This window comes from Pseudomonas sp. TE3728, assembly GCF_056279145.1.
Map to the genome: position 1 here is coordinate 1,723,245 of NZ_JBWBQT010000001.1, position 18,422 is coordinate 1,741,666.

Sequence of the window (18,422 nt, forward strand, 5' to 3'; positions counted from 1 at the left end):
TCAGCGCCAGCGCTCTGCCGATCATGCATTTGATCAGCAGCGGCGGCTTCTATGGGGCTGAGCGGATGCTGCTGGACCATTGCCTGGCGACGCCGGGGCAGCACCAAGTGCTGTTTCTCGATGCGCCGCCAGCGCTGATCGCGCGATTTCGCGGGGCTGGGGTCGACTGCCGTAGCTTCACGGGTTTTGAGGGAATTGCTGCGTCATTTACGTCAGCGGCGAGCTGAACAGCCGCTGATCAACACGCACAATTTCAAGGGTCTGTTATTTGGCTGGGCGGCCGCCACGTTGTTGGACTTGCCGTTGGTGATTACTCAACACGGTTTCACTCCGCGCAGTCGCAAGCAACGCGTTTATGGCTGGCTGAGTTTGCAATTGTGTCGCACGGCGTCGGTGCACCGCGTGGTTTGCGTGGCCGAAAGCATCGCCGTGCTGCACCGCAAGGCCTGTGTCCGGACGGAGAAACTGCAAGTGATTCCCAATGGTCTGCCAAAGGCCAGCGGCCTGCTACCGCACACTGCCACACACCCGCGCTGGCTGGCGGGTTACGTCGGTCGGCTGAGCAATGAGAAAGGCCCGGACCTGTTTCTCGATGCCCTGATTCCGCTCTGTCAGCAACACCCGCAACTGGACGCCGTGATGCTCGGCGACGGCCCGGAACAGAAAACCTTGCTGGCGCGGATTGCCGCTGCCGGCTTGCACAAACGCATCACCTTGCCGGGTTATCAAACCGACATGAACCGGTGGTGGCAGCAACTCGATGCGCTGGTGATCAGTTCGCGTACCGAGGGCACGCCGATGATTTTGCTGGAGGCCATGCAGGCCGGAGTGCCGGTGGTGGCGTTCAGCGTCGGCGGTATTCCCGATGTGCTGGAGGACCGGCACAACGGCCTGCTGGCGACACCCACCGACAGCGCCGCCCTCGCCCGGCAGATCGACACGCTGCTGAGTGAACCGGCCCTGGCTCGCGAATTGATCGACAACGCAAGACGTACGCAATTGGACCGTTACGACCTGAAGGCCTTGGCCGAACGCTGGTCGCAGCTTTATATCCGTACTGCACGGGAGGCACGCGCGTGATCTTTCCGCTCTCGATCGTCAGTCTGCTCGCCCTGGTCTGCCTTGGTTTGCTGGCCAGCCCTTATCCGTATCTGGCGCCAGGCGCAGTACTGGGCCTGGTGGCTGTCGCGGTGCTGTACCGAAAACCTGCCTGGGGTTTGTTGGGCATCGCGGCGCTGGTGCCGTTCGAAGGTTTCTTCAAGGGCAGCGCGCTATCGGGCACCAAATTCATCGGTGCGTCACTGGCGCTGATCGTGATGTTGCAACTGGCTATCCACCAGATTCCGTCCGAGCGCCTGCGCAGCAACATCTGGCGCTTCCTGATCTGGTTCATGGTGTTGTACCTGTTGAGCATGATCAATACCGATAACCTGGACATGTCCCAGAGTCATCTGCGGGATCTGAGCGTCGGCCTGGTTCTGTTTGTGATCACCTTGCTGATCGGCCGTGAGTTGAACCTCGATATGTTCGCCCGGTTGGTGACCCTCAGCGTCAGCGCGACCAGCGCGCTGGCCATGTTCTCCACCAAGTATCAGGACCAGGGCCGCGCCTCCGGGCTGCTGGAAGACCCGAACTCCTTTGCCCTGCTGATTGCCTTCGCCGTGCCATTGGCGCTGCTGCTGGTGATCCGCGGCCCGAACCTGCTGCACCGACTGTTCTGGGGCGGCTGCTGCATTTTGCTGCTGGGTGGCATGACCAAGACCGATTCCCGTTCCGGGCTGGTGGTGCTTTTTCTCAGCTTGATGATCGGCGCCTGGCACTACCGTGCGCAGCTGCCGCGCATCCGTCCGCGCCACTTGGGTTTTGCCATGCTTGGCCTCGCGATCGTGATCCCGCTGGCCATTTATTCGATGCCGGCCGGTTACATCGCGCGTATCCAGTCCTTGAGCATCTTGAAAGCCGGGGCCAAGAGCCAGGACGAATCCCTGGGCCGCCGCGCGTCGTACATCCTGGTCGGCAGCCAGATCATCCAAGAGCACCCCTTACTCGGTTCCGGCCCCGGCACCTTCCCGCTGCACTACGCCACCACCGGTTACGCCAAAGTGTTTTCCGCCAACCGCAAGCCCGGCGACCTGTATCGCCGCGCGCACAATACTTACCTGGAAATCTTCAGCGAAGTGGGGATTCCCGCCGGCCTGTTGTTCGTCGGCATGCTGGGCCTGGGGATGTACAACCTGGTCCGCGCCCGTCACGCCTGGATGCTGCGACGAAATTGGGAACAGGCCGACCTGATCACGCACCTGAGCATGAGCTATGTGTCGTTGCTGCTGTTTTTGATGTTCCTCAGCGCACCGAATCACAAATACCTGTGGATCATGCTCGCGCTGACGTTCGTGTTGCGCCTCAAGGCTGAAGAACGTCCGCCGACGGAGGCCAGCGCATGAGCCGCATCAGCCTCGTCATCCCGATGTACAACGAGGCCCGACACATCGGCCGTACATTGCTTGCCGCGAAAAAGGCCGTCGAGGCGGCGAGGCTGGAATGCGAGTTGATTGTGGTCGATAACGGCTCCGACGATCAGGGCCCGCACATCGCTCGCCAATTTGGTGCGCAGGTGCTGGTGCTGCCCGGCTTGCTGATCGGCGCCTTGCGCAATCGCGGGGCGGCGGTGGCAACGGGTGAGTGGCTGGGCTTCATCGATGCCGATATCGAGATGCCCGAGGATTGGTTGACGCGGCTTTTCGAACTCGAGTCCGGCGGCCAGGCCGATGTCCTCGCCCTGGACTTGCACACCCCTGTCCAGGCGCCATGGTTTGCCACGGCCTGGCAACGCCGCATGGCCCGCCCGACCACTCACGCCTTGCACCCGTTGCAATGGCTGCCCAGCGCCAACCTGCTGATGCGCCGCAGCTGGTTCGACAAGGTCGGCGGCTTCGACGAAACCCTGCGCACCGGCGAAGACAAAGCGTTCACCTTGCGCCTGAGTGAAGCCGGCGCGCGATTGCTCGCGGTCAATCAAAGTGTCGCCTTGCATTGGGGTTTCGAAGGCAGTTGGCGTGAATGGATGGGCAAGGAGTTGTGGCGCCAGGGCAGTCACCTGCAACTGCTGCGCACCCAAGGGATGAGCCTGCGCTTGCTGCGATTCCCGGCCTTTTCGATGGGCGTCTGGGCACTGGATTTCATCGCTCTGTCGGCCCTGCTCAATGGTTTCCCCAAAGCGGCGTTGTTCATCGTATTCATCACCAGCCTGCCAGCGCTGGTGCTGAGCCTGCGCCAAAGCCTGAAACACCATGACATAGGCCTGATGCTGCAACTGTGGAGCCTGCACTGGGTGCGCCTGCACCTGGCCGGTGCTGCGCTCATTTTGAGCCTGTGTCATTGGAATGCCAGGAGGCCGGCCCGTGGCTGAATTCATTTTCTGGTTGTGCCTGTTATTGCCGGTGTATGCCTGGCTGGGCTATCCGCTGCTGCTGACACTGATCGCGCCGTTGTTCCGCGCGCGGCGTCATGCGCCAGCCCCCCCCATGAATGTCAGCATCATCATCGCCGCGCACAACGAAGCCCGGCATATCGAAGAGAAATTGCGCATCCTGCTCGCCCAGGATTATCAGGCGCGCTCGCTACAGATCATTCTGGCCAGCGACGGCTCCACCGACGACACCGTGGCCTGCGCCCACAAGGTCATTGACCCGCGCATCAGCGTGCTCGACCTGCCTCGTCAGGGTAAGGCAGCCACCTTGAATGCTGCCGTAGCCCTGAGCACGGGCGAGATTCTGGTGTTCACCGATGCCGACAACCAATGGTCGACCGACACCCTCGGCCAGTTGCTCGCGCCCCTGGCCGATCCACAGGTCGGGGCCTGTGCCGGGCACATGCTGATCCCGGTGCCGGGCAAGGGCCTGAGCCTGGGCGACAGCCTTTATCGGCATTACGAAGGCTGGTTGCGCAAGGTGGAAAATCGCACCGGCTGCATGGTCTCCGCCGACGGCGCCCTGCTCGCCCTGCGCCGCGAGTTGTTCCAGCACGTGCCGGCGGAGGTCAACGATGACTTCTTTATCAGCACCTGCGCACCGGTGGCGTTCAAACGCATCGTCTACGTGCCCCAAGCACAAGTGAGCGACCAGGGCGTCGACGAAATCGCCAAGCAATGGCGCCGCCGCCAACGCGTCACCGTCGGCGGTCTGCAAAGCCTGGCCCAGCGCCGGGAGCTGCTGAACCCTTGGCGGTATGGCCTGTATGCGATTGCACTGATCAGCCACAAGCTGATTCGACGCCTGGCACCGATCCTGTTGGTGCCGTTGCTGCTGAGCAATGTCTGGCTGTGGAATGTTCATGGCTTCTATCGCCTGAGCCTGATCGCGCAACTGCTCGGTTACGCGATGGCTATCGTCGGCCTGCTGGATGTGCAACACCGTTTGCCCAAACCCTTTCGCCTCGCCGCGTTTGTTCTGGTGACCCTGGCCGGGATGAGTATCGGTCTTTGGCAGTTCTTGCGCGGCCAGCGGTACGCGCAATGGAACCCCGAGCAAAATCGTTGAAAGGACCGTGCCATGGCGATCAAACAATTATTAAAACGCACCAGTGGCTGGCTTTATCTCAACTCGCCCGTAGGCCGTCATCAACTGCACGGTGCCGGGGTGATCCTGATGCTGCATCGGGTGCTGGCCAATGACCGCGCCGCCGACCTGCCCCATCGCAATGAACTGTGCGTCGGGCCGAAGGCATTCGAACATCTGCTCGCCTGGTTGAAAAAGAACTTCGACTGCGTGCCTCTGATGGAGATCTTGCAACCGGGCGCCATCAGGACCGGACGACCAAAAATCGCGCTGACCTTCGACGACGGCTGGCGCGACAACGCGCTGAATGCCTTCCCGCTGCTGAAAAAGTATCAGGTGCCGGCGAGCATTTTTCTCTCCACCGATTTCATCGGCAGCCGACAACGCTTCTGGTGGGAAAGCCTGGGAGAAACCCTGTGGCACAGCCACGGTGAAAAAGCCCGGACGCATTTGATTGAATGCTTGCAACAGATCAGACGACCGTTACCGGTGCTGCTCGATGATCTGGATGTGCAGCGCCGTAGCCTGGCGCTTTTGCACTTTCTGCACAGCCTGAAAAATCTGCCGTCGGGCGAACTGAATCGGCTCACCGATCAGTGCCCTGAAGAGTCGTTGCCCCAGGCCCTGGACTGGCATCAGGTACGCGCGCTGGAAGCCAGCGGGTTGATCCGCTTCGGTCCGCACGGCGCCAGCCACGCGATTCTCACCGACCTGGACGACCAACGTCTGGATGAAGAACTGAGCCGCAGCCGCAATGCCCTGCACAACGGTTGCAACCGGCCGCTGCCGGTCTACTGCTATCCCAATGGCAACCATGATGCGCGGGTGCGCGAACACGTGGCGGACCACGACTTCCCGTTTGCCCTGGGCACCGACCTCGGGATTTATCGGGGTATCAGCGATCCATTGGCCTTGCCGCGAATCGGCATCAGCCATCGCACGGCGCGCAATCCGGAGTTGCTGTCCTGGCGCATCTACCGCGGAGCCCGGCCATGAGTCGCAGTCATTACCTCAAACACCTGGCCCTGAGCATGGGCACCAAACTGGCGATGATCGGCCTGCGGCTGCTGCGCAATGTATTGCTGGCGCGGATTCTGGGGCCCAGCGAGCGCGGTCTGTTTGCGTTGCTCAGTACCCTGCCCGATTTGATCAGCGCCGCCACCAGCGGCGGGCTGAATTCGGCGGTGGGGTATCAGGCGGCCAAGCAACGGCCCATGGGATTGTTGTTGAGCCAGGTGCTGGTGTTCGGTTGCCTGCTGGCGGGTTTGCTGACATTGCTGGTGGTGGCGCTGGTGCGCGAGTTCGGTGGTGAACTCGACATCACCACGCAACTGGGATTGCTCGCCTGGCTGTTGCTGCTGGCGGTGCCGCTGACCGTCCTCAAGAGCGGCCTGCTGACCTTGCACAATGCGTCGGGCGGTGTGGTGGCGTTCAACGCCTTGCGGCTGGTGGAATCCCTGGCCCCCCTGCTGCTGTTTCTGGCCTTGTTCTGGATGTGGAAAGACGCAGCCCTGGAAGCGGCGCTGATCAGTTGGCTGGCCGGCCTCAGCCTGGTGGTGCTGGCCGGGTGGTTCTGGCTCAAGCGCGCTCAGCCCTTGAAGTTGCAATGGGACCGTGCCAGCCAGAATGAACTGTGGCGCTACAGCGCTCGCAGCCATCCGGACCTGTTGTTCCAGCAAGTGATTCTGCGCTCCGATTACCTGTTCATCGGCGCCCTGCTCGGCAGCACCGCGTTGGGGCATTACGCCATGGCCAGCGCCGCTGCCGAGTTGCTGCTGATCGTCCCGGAGGCGGTGACGACGCCGCTGATGAAACGCCTGCTGCAACAGGACGAAGGCATGGATCGCCTGACGCCGTTGGCGCTGCGCCTGACCGCCACGGTGATGCTCGGTGCCTGCCTGACCATGGCGGTGATCGGTGAATGGCTGATCGTCACGCTGTTCGGCATTGCCTATCAGCCAGCCTACCCGGCGTTGCTGGCGCTGCTGCCGGGGCTGCTCGGCCTTTGCTATGCGAGCATCCTGCGCCTGGACTTGCTGGGCAAAAACCGCCCCGGCACGATTTCGCTGTTGATGGGCCTCGGCGCGTTGCTGAACCTGGCCCTGAACCTGTTGCTGATCCCGATTTACGGCATCGTCGGCGCTGCGACGGCATCGTCCATCGCCTACCTGGCGGTAACCCTCGCGCTGCTGGTGATGTATTGCCGGTTGAGTGGCGTACCCGTCTGGCAAACCCTGATCATCCTGCCCAGCGATGTGGCTCCGATGCTTCAGATGCTGCAACGGAAATCGGCATGAAACGCCTCATGCTGCTGTTGAGCCTGAGCCTCGGTTTGAGCGCCCAGGCGGCGCCCATGCGCTGGGCTGATATTCGCGACGGCAGCCTGTACCTGCAAACGGATCGCCCCGACACGCTGACTGTTCGCTGGGCTCCGGCGTGGCAGGCCGATGCCAACGAAGAACGCCTGTACCTGCTCGACGGCAACGGCAACCTCAAGGGCGAGCGCCTGATCGCCGCCAGTGAAACCCGAGGCAAGCAGAGTTGGCCACTGGCGCCGAGTGCCGCCAGTTATCGACTGGAAATCCCGGGCTACAGTTTCCGCCGCTACACGATCGAACACGATGAACGCACAGTGGCGTTGTTCGCCCCCGCCAAGGTGCATTTCAGCGCCGAAACCCGCGGCGGCGATGAGCTGTATTTCAAGGTCGCACCCGGGGAACACGCCGTACTGGCCGGCAAGTTTCACGGTGGGATCAACGCCCTGCAGGCCCAGCGCGTGAGCGACAACAAACAGTTGTCCCTGGCGCTGAAACCCCATCGCGCCTATTGGCAGTTCGATCAGGTGGCATTGCCCGTCACTCAGGACGAACAGGTCTGGCGCCTGCGCCTGCAAGGCAGCGGCAAGGTCGCGTTCTGGCTCGATGGCACGGCGAATCTGTTTGCCCAGAAACCGCAGCAGCTCAAACCGCTGCGCGAAGACGATGGCCAGACCCGCTTGACCCTGCACAAAGAAATGCTCGGCCCCACCCCGAACCTGGGCATTTATTTGCCCTACGTGCTGCCCCCTCAATCCAGTTTCGCAGCGCTCGACGCCCTCAAGCCTCAGGCGGGCACCTATTACAGTTTCGTTGACGTCACCGCGCAAAATCCGCACCACGAAGATGCGTTCCGCCAGCTCTATCAGAACCGCTTCGGCATCACCCAGGACCTCACGCTGTTGGCCGGCAGCCAGCGTCAGGCGGACTTGCGCGCCGACACTCAAAGCAACGCCGGCCTCGATGCCTGGCTCGCCGCCACTCGCGCCCTTGGCGGCACCGGTACGCACTACATCGCGTTCGCCGACGAGCCGAACCTCAACTACCCGAGCTACGCCGACTACCAGTCGATTTTCAACAGCATGGCCCGGCAGGTGCGCAGCGATCCGGCCAACGCCAAGGCCGGTGTGCGCATCGCCATGCCCGCCACTTCACGCTTCGTCAACGGCCCGTTCGCCGACAACGCCGTCGACAAGCGCGGTATCGATTGGGCGAGGCGCCTGCTGGCCGAATCCGGTGAGCAGATCGACGCCCTCGCCTGGCACGAATGGATGATTCGCGACCTGCTGGCCACTCGGGTCTACCGCGACAGCGTACGCCGTGCCGCCGAGCTGGTGGGCCTCGATGCCAAGGGCCGGCCACGCAAAGCCTTGCTGCTGGATCAGACCAACCTGTCCAGCGGTTCAAGCCTGAGCCCCTATGATCAGGAAACCCACTTTGCTTCGCTGTGGTGGACTTCGGTGGTCATCAACTCGGCGCAGGATGGGTTGCTGGACATGCTCAACTGGTTCCAGGCCGCCGACGAACCGACCTACCCCAAAGGCATGGTGCGGGTGCTGGGCGGCGATCGTTTCGAACTCAAGCCGGTGGGCCTGGCCCAGCAATTCATTCAGCAGCACTGGCTGAAAAACGTCATGCGCCTGGACAACGACGCTTTCGAAGTCGATGTGTTGGCCATGGCCACCGAGCGCCAGCGCAGCCTGTTAGGGGTCAATAAAGGGGGGCGCTTGCAGCGTGTCGATCTGGGCGGCGCGACGTGCCCGCTAGCCAAGGGAGCGCTGGTGTACTTCGGTGCCGACAGCCGCAGTCGTAGCGCTCAGTTCACCTGTCACGACGGTCGCGTCAGCTTCGACCTGCCGGGCGAAACCCTGTTCGCCTTGAGCTGGAGAGCCTCATGAACGCCGCCAACTTGCATCACCACGACCGTGCCGCTCTCGACCGCGCGTTTCACCACGCCAGCGGTGACCGGTCTCTGTCAGGAGGCAATGATATGAATGCCTTGGGAAAACTTCGCCAACACATCAAACGAAAAGGCCTGCGTGCAACAGTCCGGCTCCTTTGGAGACGCTACATGTTCGTTCACTGGGAGCTTCTGTGGATGAAGCGTGACCTGGTCAGCCCGGTACCGCCCCACCAGCTCAAACCTTGCCCACCGCTGCAAGTGAAGACCATCACGGTGCACAACACCGCAGCCTTTGCCCGTCACTTTGGCGACCGGGTCAACATCATGGAAGAACTGGCCACCGAGGGTTACACCGGGCACATGTATCTGGATGGCAAAGGCGACGCGGTGGCCTTCATCTGGGGCAGCACCCGGGAGTACCACGACCGCCATTTCTATGGCTGCAGGTTCCCGGTAAAAAAAGGCGAATTCTTCGAATTCGGCGGCGAACTGGCTCGCGCGTATTGGGGCACCACGCTCTCGGTGGACCTGCAACTGCGACTCTGGAAAGCCATGCAGGCCCAAGGCTGCCACACGGTCGTGGATGTCTGCGATGCCCGCAACGTACCGGCGCTGAAACTGCACATCCGCATGGGCTATCAAGAGCAAGGACGCATCCAGCACGTCTATCGATTATTCGGTCGCTGGCGTTTCTTGCGTGAAACCCGTTACAGCGACTCACGCCTGGATGCGCTACGAAAACCGTCCCGTTCACCTGTTCCTGAGTCAGTGGCGTGAAAATATGATGGCTCGATTCGAATGGCGCACCTCGCTGTGCGCCCCGGACTTTCCGGCAGCTGCTTATGAGGGGTTGCGCAGGCGCGTGACGGACCATACGCCGTTCAACACCCTCGCCTGGCTGTGCGCATCGGAACAGGCACTGACCGCCGGGGAACGCTTGCACGTTCTACTGGGCTGGCAAGGTGATGAATTGGCCTTGTGCCTGCCGCTGGTGGCGTCCGTGGAGCGCTTTGGAAGGCTGCCATTTCGGGTCTTGCGTCACCTCGGTTATCCCCTCACCGATCGCCTGGCCCTGCTCACCTGCCTCGATGCCGACAGCATGCGCAAGGCGCTGGTGATCATCCGCCGTCACTTGCCCCATGCGATGCTGCAACTCAACGAATTGTCCGAACCCATCGGCGAAGAAAGCACGCTGACCGCATGGATGGCCCACAGCTCGACCGGTGAACGTCGCATCAGTTGCCGGGTGCCGGTGCATTTGATCAGCGACACCGACCGCCAGGAAGTGTCCGGCGACCCGCGCTACAAACTGCGCCGGGCGCGTAAACGCATCCTGGCCTATGGCGCTCAGGTCCGACGCATTAGCCCTGACGCAGCCACCATCGGGCCTATATTGCAGGCCCTCAGCGAAGTCGAAGTACAGAGTTGGAAAGGTGTCGAAGGCGTCGGGATTTTCACCAGCAATCGTAGCCGACAATGGATCAACCTGGCCTTCACCGCCCTCGCCGAACAGGGACTGCTGCGGGTGGTGCTGCTGGAGGTGGACGGGCGCTGCATAAGCTACCGGCTCGGCTTGCTGGAAGAGGGCCGGCTGTACGACTACAACCTGGCGTTCCTGCCCAAATACGCCGATATGGGCAGCGGTCGTGTGTTGCTCGAAGAGTGGATTCGCTGGGGCCTGGACGACAACTGGCACTGGATCGACGCTTCGCGGGTCAGCCTGATGAACTCCAGCCATCAACTCCAGGAGCGCATGACCGGGCAACTTGAGCACTGGCGCTGGAGCTTCTACTCCTGGCGCCCCAGCGGCCTCGCCTTGGGGCTGACCATGCGACTCTGGCATCAATTCAAGCCGTGGTTGAAAAAATGGCGGGCCTGGCATGCATCAGTTGCTCCTGCATCCCCTCCGACACCCACTCGTGTCGACAAAGGCCCTGCGCCCACCGAAAAAAACAGGGAGGGCAAACATGCCTCGCCAAGTCATAGTCAACGCTGACGATTTCGGCCTCAGCCTGAGCGAAAACGCAGTGATCCTCGGTGCCTTCCAGGCCGGGGTCATCAGCTCCGCCACCGCCATGGCCAATATGCCGGCGTTCGAGGAAGCCTGCGTCCTGGCCCGGCAGCCGTTGCTCCAGGGACGAATCGGCTTGCACTTCAACCTCACCTATGGCCGGCCGTTGAGCCCGTCGATTCTCGCGCGCTCGACGTTCTGCGACAGCCAGGGCATGTTCGATCTCGACCTGCCCCGCCACAGCCTCTGGCTCAACCGCCTGGATCGCGAAGCGGTGCTGGAGGAACTCCAGGCCCAATGGCAACGTTGCCTGGACAACGGCCTGCGCCCCAGCCACATCGATTCCCATCAGCACGTGCACAACATCTGGCCCATCGGCGAAATCGTCGCGCGCTTTGCCGCCTACCAAGGGGTGCCCGTGCGACTGGCGCGCCATCTGGGAAATAACCTGAGTGTGCGCAAGCGGGTGTTCAAGACACTGCTCAATCATCGATTGAACCGCCTCGCCGGAGCGACCGCCCAGTACGTATGTACCCCGGTAGACCTGCGCAACGTGGCGATGCCGATCGACGGACTGCTGGAGATCGTCGTCCACCCGACCCATATCGGCGCCGATTTTGGCGATATCTATTTAAACCCCGGAGAGTCTCTGGCTCACATTCTGGAGCTGCGTCTTCCGGGCATTCCGAGAGTGTCCTATGCCGCAGTGCCAAGGACGTTCGAAGAGGAACCGCAGTACTCGATTGACCTACGAACGTTGCAACCTTGATTAATCGCCATTGAAAAAAACGTTCCCCACCCAACCCTGGCTTCAGCCACGGAGGACTTCATGAGCGCCATCGCCAAGCTTCGCGAACGAATCAAACAAAAAGGCCTGCTCCACACGCTCCAGACGCTCTGGAAGCGCTATGTGTACTTCCACCGAGAACTGTTGTGGCTGGGGCGCGATCTGGTCACCCCGGTGGCGCCGCACAAACTACGGCCCTATACGGGTTTGAAGCGGGTGACGATTACCCAGGAGAACGCCATCGCTTTCACCAAGTATTACGGTAACCGCGTCAAGGCCATGGCCCAGATCGCCTCCGAAGGTCACACCGGGCATATGTATGTGGACGAGGCAGGTGATGCGATTGGATTCATCTGGGGCAGCCTCAGTGACTACTTTGACCAGCATTATTATGGCTGCTGGTTCCGGGTCAAACCCGGTGAGTTTTTCCAGTTCGGCGGTGAAATGATCCCTCTCTACTTCGGCTCCAGCCTGTCGGTGGACGCCCAGTACAATATCTGGGGTGCGATGCGGGACCAAGGTTGCGACAAGGTCATGGACGTCTGCGATGTCCGCAACATCCAGGCCATGAAAATGCACCTGCGCATGGACTACCAGGAACAGGGGCGAATCACCCACGTCTACGACCTGTTCGGCCGCTTTCGCTTCTTCCGTGAAACCTACTACAGCGGCTCGCGGCTGACTGCGCTGCGCAAACCGGAACAGCAGACAGTGACTGCGGCGCAGGCGTGATTTTGGTTGGTGGGGGTTTGTTGCTTGATTTGCCGCCAACGCGGGTTTTCCTGCGATGGCGGTATGTTGCCTACACAATTCAGGGAAAAATGCCCCCCTCTCAAGGAACCGACTGACTCCTCATACCTGCGCGGACCTATACATTCGAACAGGAATGAGGAGTCAAAACCATGAGCCACAAACTCACAAATTTCGATATAACAGCACTGCTCGACAGTGACGAAGCCATCAGCGAGTACCTCTCTCAGGTACTGGCAGACGGCGACAACGAAGAATTTCTTCGTGCTATTGGCTACGTGGTAAAGGCCCGTGGCATGACACAAATTGCCAAAGACTCCGGAATGGGCCGCGAAAGCCTGTACAAAGCCTTCGCGCCAGGCGCGAAACCACGTTTTGATACGGTTCTAAAGGTCATTCATGCCCTTGGCATTGATCTCTGCGCACAACCGGGACATGCGGCAAATCACTCAACTCTCTGAGAGTGTCCTTGGCACTACATTGTTCGCCTTCACCGCCACCAACGTGTAACACAACGGCAACTGCGCCTTTTGCTGCTGATACCGATCGTAGAGTTCTTCGCGGTTGGAATGCGGGTATTCCTTGAAGTGGCCGATCTGCAACCCCGCCTCAACGGCACCGGTGAAGATGGCACCCAGGGTGTGGACGAACCAGTAAGACGCTGAGGCGGGCTGTTCGACTTTACCCTCGTAAACGATCGGCTGGTTCTGGACGAAAGGTTCGCTGCGAAAATACGAACTGTCCGGGCGGTAGGGATCGGCTGACTCGGGGTCGAACATTTCCAGGAACGGGTGGGTTTCGTACACCACCAGGCTGCCGCCGGGCTTGAGGGTTTGCGCGGCATGGCGCAAGAATTCAGCGATGTCCGGCATCCAGTTCAATACGCCGATGGTAATCAGCGCCACATCGAAACGCTGGTGAAGATCAGTCGGCAGATGATGGATGTCAGCCTCGATGAATTCGGGCTCATGGGGCGAACGGGATGCCAGCTCCCGGGCCTGATCGAGAAAGGCCTCCGACTGGTCAATGCCGACGACACGACGGGCCCCCAGGGCAAACAGCGAAAGACTTTCGCGTCCGTTGTTGCAGCCGAGCTGCACCACATCCTTGTCGTCGACGCCGACCTGTTGAAGCAACCCGGTGAGGGTGTCATCCAGGCAGGAAAAATCGCCATGGCTCACGGCACTCAAACAGGCCTGCCACTCCGGGGTATCTTTGTGGTGTTGGGCGGAGTCATTCCACGCATCGCGATTGCTGGCGATGGCTTTTTCTTTTGTCGGCATTTCCATTGCACACTCCAGAATTCAGGCCTTTGATTGGCCGGCACGAGTCTGGATCAGCATCAGAAAAACTACCATTCGAGCTTTGTTGCGATCTTGTAATCACCGGTGGGGCGAAACCTCTTCGCCTTGATTCAACCGCTCACGCAAGAACTCGATCAGCGCCTGCACCGGTCGTGACCTCTGGCGATGCTGCGGGTAGACGGCCGACAAGGTCAGCGGCTTGGGGCGCAAATCATCCAGCACCGGCACAAGTCGGCCGTCCTCCAGGGCCGAACCGACGATGAAGGTCGGCAGGTACGTGATGCCCATACCGGCGATGGCCGCGTCCTTGAGCAACTCACCATTGTTGACCCGCATCCGCCCAGTGACGTTGACGTTCAGCGGCTTGCCCTGCCCCTCGAAACGCCATTGCACCTGACGACCGTGGCCGTAAGGCAGGCAATCATGGGTGTGTAAATCCTCGGGTTTAAGCGGCGTACCCCGCTCGGCCAGATACACCGGGCTGGCACAGTACAGCCGCTCGATGGAGGCGAGACGTCGGGCGATCAGCGTCGAGTCTTCCAGCACGCCGATGCGCAATGCCAAATCGTAGCCCTCACCGAGTAAGTCCACTGGTCGATCACTCAGGTCGACTTCCACGGTGACCTCGCGATAACGCTGCAAAAACTCCGGTAACAGACAGCCCAGATGCGCCACGGCAAACGACAACGGTGCGCTCAGGCGAATGGTGCCGCGAGGCTCGGTGGTCTGGCCGGCGATGCCCTGCTCCACTTGCTCGACTTCGCTGAGCAGGCGCAGGGCTGATTCGTAATAACTCTGCCCCAGCGGCGTGACGTCCAACCGCCGGGTCGAACGGTTGAGCAGGCGCACGCCGAGGCGCTTTTCCAGTTGCATCAAGCGGCGGCTGACGAACTGCTTGGACAACCCTAATTGATCGGCTGCCGCCGTGAAGCTGCCAGAGTCCATGACTTGGCAAAACATACGCATATCTTCGAACGGATTCATTGTCGCGCCCTGATTGACAGCCAAACGCTTTATAGCCGTTTTTTTCGTTTCTGACTCCCCAAATCTAAAGATCAAAAAATCGCAGGCTTCGCCCGCCCCTACGGGGATTGAGTACAGGCGGGTGTACCCAATCATGTAGGAGCTGGCGAAGCCTGCGATCTTTTCAAGCGGCCGGCCGAGGCCGGCAGCCATACCTCTTACTTCGCGGTGAACGTCGTGTAGCTATTGATCAGGTTGCGGTAGTTCGGGATGCGCTGGGACAACAGGTTGGCCAGGCCTTCCATGTCGTTGCGCCAGTCGCCCTGCAACTCGCAGGCCACGGAGAACCAGTTCAGCAGTTGCGCACCGGCAGCCGACATGCGAGCCCACGCCGCTTGTTGCACCGTAGTGTTGAAGGTGCCGGAAGCGTCAGTTACCACAAACACTTCAAACCCTTCAGCCAGCGCCGACAGCGTCGGGAACGCCACACACACGTCAGTTACAACACCGGCAATGATCAACTGCTTGCGGCCGGTGGCCTTCACGGCTTTGACGAAGTCTTCATTGTCCCAGGCGTTGATCTGGCCCGGGCGTGCAATGAACGGAGCGTCCGGGAACTGCTCTTTGAGTTCCGGCACGATCGGGCCATTCGGGCCGCTGTCGAAACTGGTGGTGAGGACGGTCGGCAGGTTAAAGAACTTGGCGATGTCGCCCAAGGCCAACACGTTGTTCTTGAATTCGTTGGGCGAGAAATCCTGCACCAACGAGATCAGGCCGGTCTGGTGATCAACCAGCAATACCACTGCATCATCTTTGTTCAGACGTTTGTAAGGAACGTTGCTCATGTGAAACTCCTCGGGGGATGGACTTACCTCAGGGGCGCCGACACACCAGGCCGGCGCATTGTTTAATCACTAGAAGGCAAAACACGAGCAGCCAAACGCGCCCCAGAACCCCTGGAAATCGCTGACCGGTGCGTTCGACAAACGCGCCCGCTCATGGCTGTGGGAATGCACCGCGCACGGCCCGCTGCACTGGTGAACCTGCGCCTGCATCGGTGAAGCCGGACTCCAGTGACCCGGCACCTTGACCACCGGTGACCAGTCCGGCAGCACCGGCACGCTAGGCGGTCCAAGCTTTTCGAATTCGCCGGCGGCGTACACCACCTTGCCGCCAACCACGGTCAACACCGATTCGATCCACTTGATCGCTTCTTCCTCGACGCTGAAGAAGTCGGCGCTCAGAGCGGCGACGTCGGCCAGTTGCCCGACCTTGATCTGGCCTTTTTTGCCTTGTTCGGAGGAAAACCAGGCACTGCCGTGGGTGAACAGTTCCAGCGCGGTCTGCCGGGGCAGGCCTTCGCTGTGCAGCGCCAGCCCACCGACGGTGCGACCGCTGACCATCCAGTACAACGAGGTCCATGGATTGTAGCTGGACACTCGAGTCGCATCGGTACCGGCCCCCACCGGTACACCCTCGGCCAGCATGCGCTTGATCGGTGGCGTGTTTTCGGCGGCCTGGGCGCCATAACGCTCGGCGAAATATTCACCCTGGAACGCCATGCGATCCTGGATGGCGATACCGCCGCCCAGCGCCCTCACCCGCTCGATGTTCTGCGGGGTGATGGTTTCAGCGTGGTCGAAGAACCATGGCAAACCATTGAAGGGAATGTCGCGGTTGACCTTCTCGAACACATCAAGCATGCGGCTGATGGATTCGTTGTAGGTCGCATGCAAACGGAACGGCCAGCGCTGCTCGACGAGGTGGCGGACCACCGGTTCCAGCTCGTCTTCCATGGTTTGCGGCAGGTCCGGACGCGGCTCGAGGAAGTCTTCGAAATCCGCCGCCGAGAACACCAGCATTTCCCCGGCGCCGTTGTGCCGCAGGAAGTCGTCACCCTGATGCAGCTTGACGCTGCCGGTCCAGTTCTTGAAATCGGTCAGTTCTTCCTTGGGCTTCTGGGTGAACAGGTTGTAGGCGATGCGCACGGTCAGTTGCTGGTCCTTGGCCAACTGCTCGATCACCGCGTAGTCGTCCGGGTAATTCTGGAAACCACCGCCGGCGTCGATGGCACTGGTCAGGCCGAGGCGATTGAGTTCGCGCATGAACTGGCGGGTCGAGTTGACTTGATATTCCAGCGGTAACTTCGGCCCTTTGGCCAGGGTCGAGTAAAGAATCATCGCGTTCGGCCGCGCCACCAGCATGCCGGTCGGCTCACCGTTGGCATCGCGCACAATCTCGCCACCCGGCGGGTTCGGCGTGTTGCGTGTGTAACCGGCAACACGCAACGCGGCGCGGTTGAGCAAGGCGCGGTCGTACAAATGCAGCACGAACACCGGCGTATCGGGTGCGGCCTGGTTGAGTTCTTCCAGGGTCGGCATGCGTTTTTCGGCGAACTGGAATTCGTTCCAGCCACCCACCACCCGAACCCACTGGGGCGTCGGCGTGCGGTCGGCCTGATCCTTGAGCATGCGCAAGGCATCGGCCAGGGACGGCACACCTTCCCAGCGCAGTTCGAGGTTGTAGTTCAAACCACCGCGGATCAGGTGCAAGTGCGAGTCGTTGAGACCGGGGATGACGCAACGGCCCTTGAGGTCGATGACCTGCGTGCCCGAACCGCGCAGGGCCATGGCGTCGGCATCGGTACCAACCGCGACGAAGCGGCCATCGCTGATCGCCACGGCGCTGGCGAGGGGCTTCTCACGGTCAACGGTATGGAACTGGCCATTGAACAGAATCAGATCGGCGTTCATCGCGTTTCCTTAAGGCTGTGTGGAATGGGACTGGCCGGCTTCCAGCCACGGCGCGAACAGGCGCGTGGCCAGCGGCATAAAGACGTACACCACCGACAGCACAATGGTCAGGGTGATCAAGAAAGTGGCGACCACGTAGTTGGACAGGAAGGCATTGAGCTGCAACAGCGGCCCCCAGATCAGCGGCACCAGCAAGGTGTGCGGCAAAATCACCAACAACGTCACCACGGCCTGCTTCCAGCGCGGCGGTGGCGAACCGGCTTCAGCCAGCGGTGAGAACCAGAACTCATTGACCGGGTTGACCTCGGTCTGGTCGCCGTCGGCCAGCATCGGCGCAGCTTCGTCGACCAGCGCCTGGCGTTGCGGCGAGTCGAGCCAGCGCTGCATCGCCTCGGTGGAGCAAAAACGCAGCACGCAGGTGAACAGGTCGAGGCCACCGCTCTTGCCGCGAATCACATCCACGCCCAAGTGCCCTTCGCGTTGCCCGGCCACGCTGACGATGTTGCGCAGCCAGGCTTCATAGGCCGCTTCAAAACCGGCCTTGACCCGGTGTTTGACGATCAGCGTCACGATCTCATCGATACGATTGGAATCAGGCATAACGGAGGGCTCCGGCGAGATGAACATTGAGCGCCAGCCGTCCGGGCCCGGCGATGAAAATGCTGGTGAAGAGGATCAACAGCAACCAGCCGAACTGCCCTTCGGCCACGCTCCATTGCGGATGCACGATCAGCATCGCCACCAGCAGCACAAACAAAATGGGCAGGCACGCCAGACGCACAAATACGCCGGCGACGATCAGCAATGGGCACAGCACTTCGGCGAAGATCGCCAGGCTCAGGGTGAGGTGGGCACCGAGGTGGAAAGGGTCTTCGATCAGTTGCAGCTGCGCACTGAAGTCCAGCAGCTTGGGCAAGCCGTGAACCCACAGCAGAAACAGACCACCACTGACCCGCAAAAACAGCAGCCCGAAGTCTTGAGCCTGTTCATTCCATCGCAAAGCGTTCATGGCCCTACCCTTGATCAATCATTGCCCTGAATAGTGCAGTGACGGGGTAGGGAAAAATTGAATGTACGTGC

General features: G+C 61.0%; 17 protein-coding genes and 1 pseudogene. 12 read left to right on the forward strand and 6 right to left on the reverse strand.

All coding sequences use genetic code 11. The features are described 5' to 3' along the window. The first annotated feature begins 23 nt into the window (after positions 1–23). From ACZ89R_RS07175 to ACZ89R_RS07230, 12 genes and pseudogenes are all read left to right on the forward strand, one after another. Positions 24–1,080, forward strand: a pseudogene (locus tag ACZ89R_RS07175) (glycosyltransferase family 4 protein). Continuing rightward, positions 1,077–2,444 (forward strand): O-antigen ligase family protein, encoded by a 1,368-nt coding sequence (locus ACZ89R_RS07180; RefSeq protein WP_429546218.1) that lies wholly within the window; start codon positions 1,077–1,079, stop codon positions 2,442–2,444. The pseudogene ACZ89R_RS07175 and the gene ACZ89R_RS07180 overlap by 4 nt, the downstream one beginning before the upstream one ends. Next, complete coding sequence (locus ACZ89R_RS07185; RefSeq protein ID WP_429546217.1) at positions 2,441–3,409, forward strand: glycosyltransferase family 2 protein; 969 nt, start codon at positions 2,441–2,443, stop codon at positions 3,407–3,409. Before ACZ89R_RS07180 ends, ACZ89R_RS07185 begins: the two co-directional genes overlap by 4 nt. Continuing rightward, on the forward strand, positions 3,402–4,538 hold the full coding sequence (locus tag ACZ89R_RS07190; RefSeq protein WP_429546216.1) for a glycosyltransferase: 1,137 nt from the start codon (positions 3,402–3,404) through the stop codon (positions 4,536–4,538). The genes ACZ89R_RS07185 and ACZ89R_RS07190 overlap by 8 nt, the downstream gene beginning before the upstream one ends. Positions 4,539–4,550: 12 nt before the next feature. Next, complete coding sequence (locus ACZ89R_RS07195) at positions 4,551–5,552, forward strand: polysaccharide deacetylase family protein (RefSeq protein ID WP_429546215.1); 1,002 nt, start codon at positions 4,551–4,553, stop codon at positions 5,550–5,552. Then, positions 5,549–6,853: a lipopolysaccharide biosynthesis protein gene (locus ACZ89R_RS07200; protein ID WP_429546214.1), complete on the forward strand. Its 1,305-nt coding sequence runs from the start codon at positions 5,549–5,551 to the stop codon at positions 6,851–6,853. The genes ACZ89R_RS07195 and ACZ89R_RS07200 overlap by 4 nt, the downstream gene beginning before the upstream one ends. Then, a complete protein-coding gene (locus tag ACZ89R_RS07205; protein WP_429546213.1) occupies positions 6,850–8,769 on the forward strand; it encodes a hypothetical protein in 1,920 nt (639 codons plus the stop codon). Before ACZ89R_RS07200 ends, ACZ89R_RS07205 begins: the two co-directional genes overlap by 4 nt. Before the next feature lie 92 nt (positions 8,770–8,861). After that, a complete protein-coding gene (locus tag ACZ89R_RS07210; RefSeq protein WP_429547884.1) occupies positions 8,862–9,551 on the forward strand; it encodes a GNAT family N-acetyltransferase in 690 nt (229 codons plus the stop codon). 4 nt (positions 9,552–9,555) lie between these two features. Then, entirely contained in the window at positions 9,556–10,770 is a 1,215-nt protein-coding gene (locus tag ACZ89R_RS07215) for a GNAT family N-acetyltransferase (RefSeq protein ID WP_429547883.1), read from the forward strand. Further along, a complete protein-coding gene (locus ACZ89R_RS07220; RefSeq protein WP_429543811.1) occupies positions 10,742–11,554 on the forward strand; it encodes a ChbG/HpnK family deacetylase in 813 nt (270 codons plus the stop codon). Before ACZ89R_RS07215 ends, ACZ89R_RS07220 begins: the two co-directional genes overlap by 29 nt. A 60-nt stretch (positions 11,555–11,614) precedes the next feature. Further along, positions 11,615–12,304 (forward strand): N-acetyltransferase, encoded by a 690-nt coding sequence (locus ACZ89R_RS07225; protein WP_429546212.1) that lies wholly within the window; start codon positions 11,615–11,617, stop codon positions 12,302–12,304. Between the two features lie 170 nt (positions 12,305–12,474). Further along, complete coding sequence (locus ACZ89R_RS07230; protein ID WP_429546211.1) at positions 12,475–12,783, forward strand: addiction module antidote protein; 309 nt, start codon at positions 12,475–12,477, stop codon at positions 12,781–12,783. Here the strand turns inward: ACZ89R_RS07230 and ACZ89R_RS07235 are convergent. The 6 genes from ACZ89R_RS07235 to ACZ89R_RS07260 form a co-directional block, all read right to left on the reverse strand. Beyond that, positions 12,772–13,611, reverse strand: coding sequence for a class I SAM-dependent methyltransferase (locus tag ACZ89R_RS07235; RefSeq protein ID WP_429546210.1), 840 nt, complete (start codon positions 13,609–13,611; stop codon positions 12,772–12,774). The genes ACZ89R_RS07230 and ACZ89R_RS07235 overlap by 12 nt on opposite strands. Before the next feature lie 93 nt (positions 13,612–13,704). Continuing rightward, positions 13,705–14,610, reverse strand: coding sequence for a LysR family transcriptional regulator (locus tag ACZ89R_RS07240; RefSeq protein WP_429546209.1), 906 nt, complete (start codon positions 14,608–14,610; stop codon positions 13,705–13,707). Between the two features lie 197 nt (positions 14,611–14,807). Beyond that, positions 14,808–15,434 carry an isochorismate family cysteine hydrolase YcaC gene (gene ycaC, locus ACZ89R_RS07245; RefSeq protein ID WP_007900772.1) on the reverse strand — a complete coding sequence of 209 codons (627 nt, stop codon included), beginning with the start codon at positions 15,432–15,434 and terminating at the stop codon, positions 14,808–14,810. Positions 15,435–15,503: 69 nt separating this feature from the next. Continuing rightward, positions 15,504–17,342, reverse strand: a complete 1,839-nt coding sequence (locus ACZ89R_RS07250) for an amidohydrolase (protein ID WP_429546208.1) — start codon at positions 17,340–17,342, stop codon at positions 15,504–15,506. A gap of 9 nt (positions 17,343–17,351) precedes the next feature. After that, on the reverse strand, positions 17,352–17,942 hold the full coding sequence (locus ACZ89R_RS07255; protein ID WP_429546207.1) for an antibiotic biosynthesis monooxygenase: 591 nt from the start codon (positions 17,940–17,942) through the stop codon (positions 17,352–17,354). Continuing rightward, a complete protein-coding gene (locus ACZ89R_RS07260; RefSeq protein ID WP_429546206.1) occupies positions 17,935–18,351 on the reverse strand; it encodes a DoxX family protein in 417 nt (138 codons plus the stop codon). Before ACZ89R_RS07260 ends, ACZ89R_RS07255 begins: the two co-directional genes overlap by 8 nt. Positions 18,352–18,422: the final 71 nt, after the last annotated feature.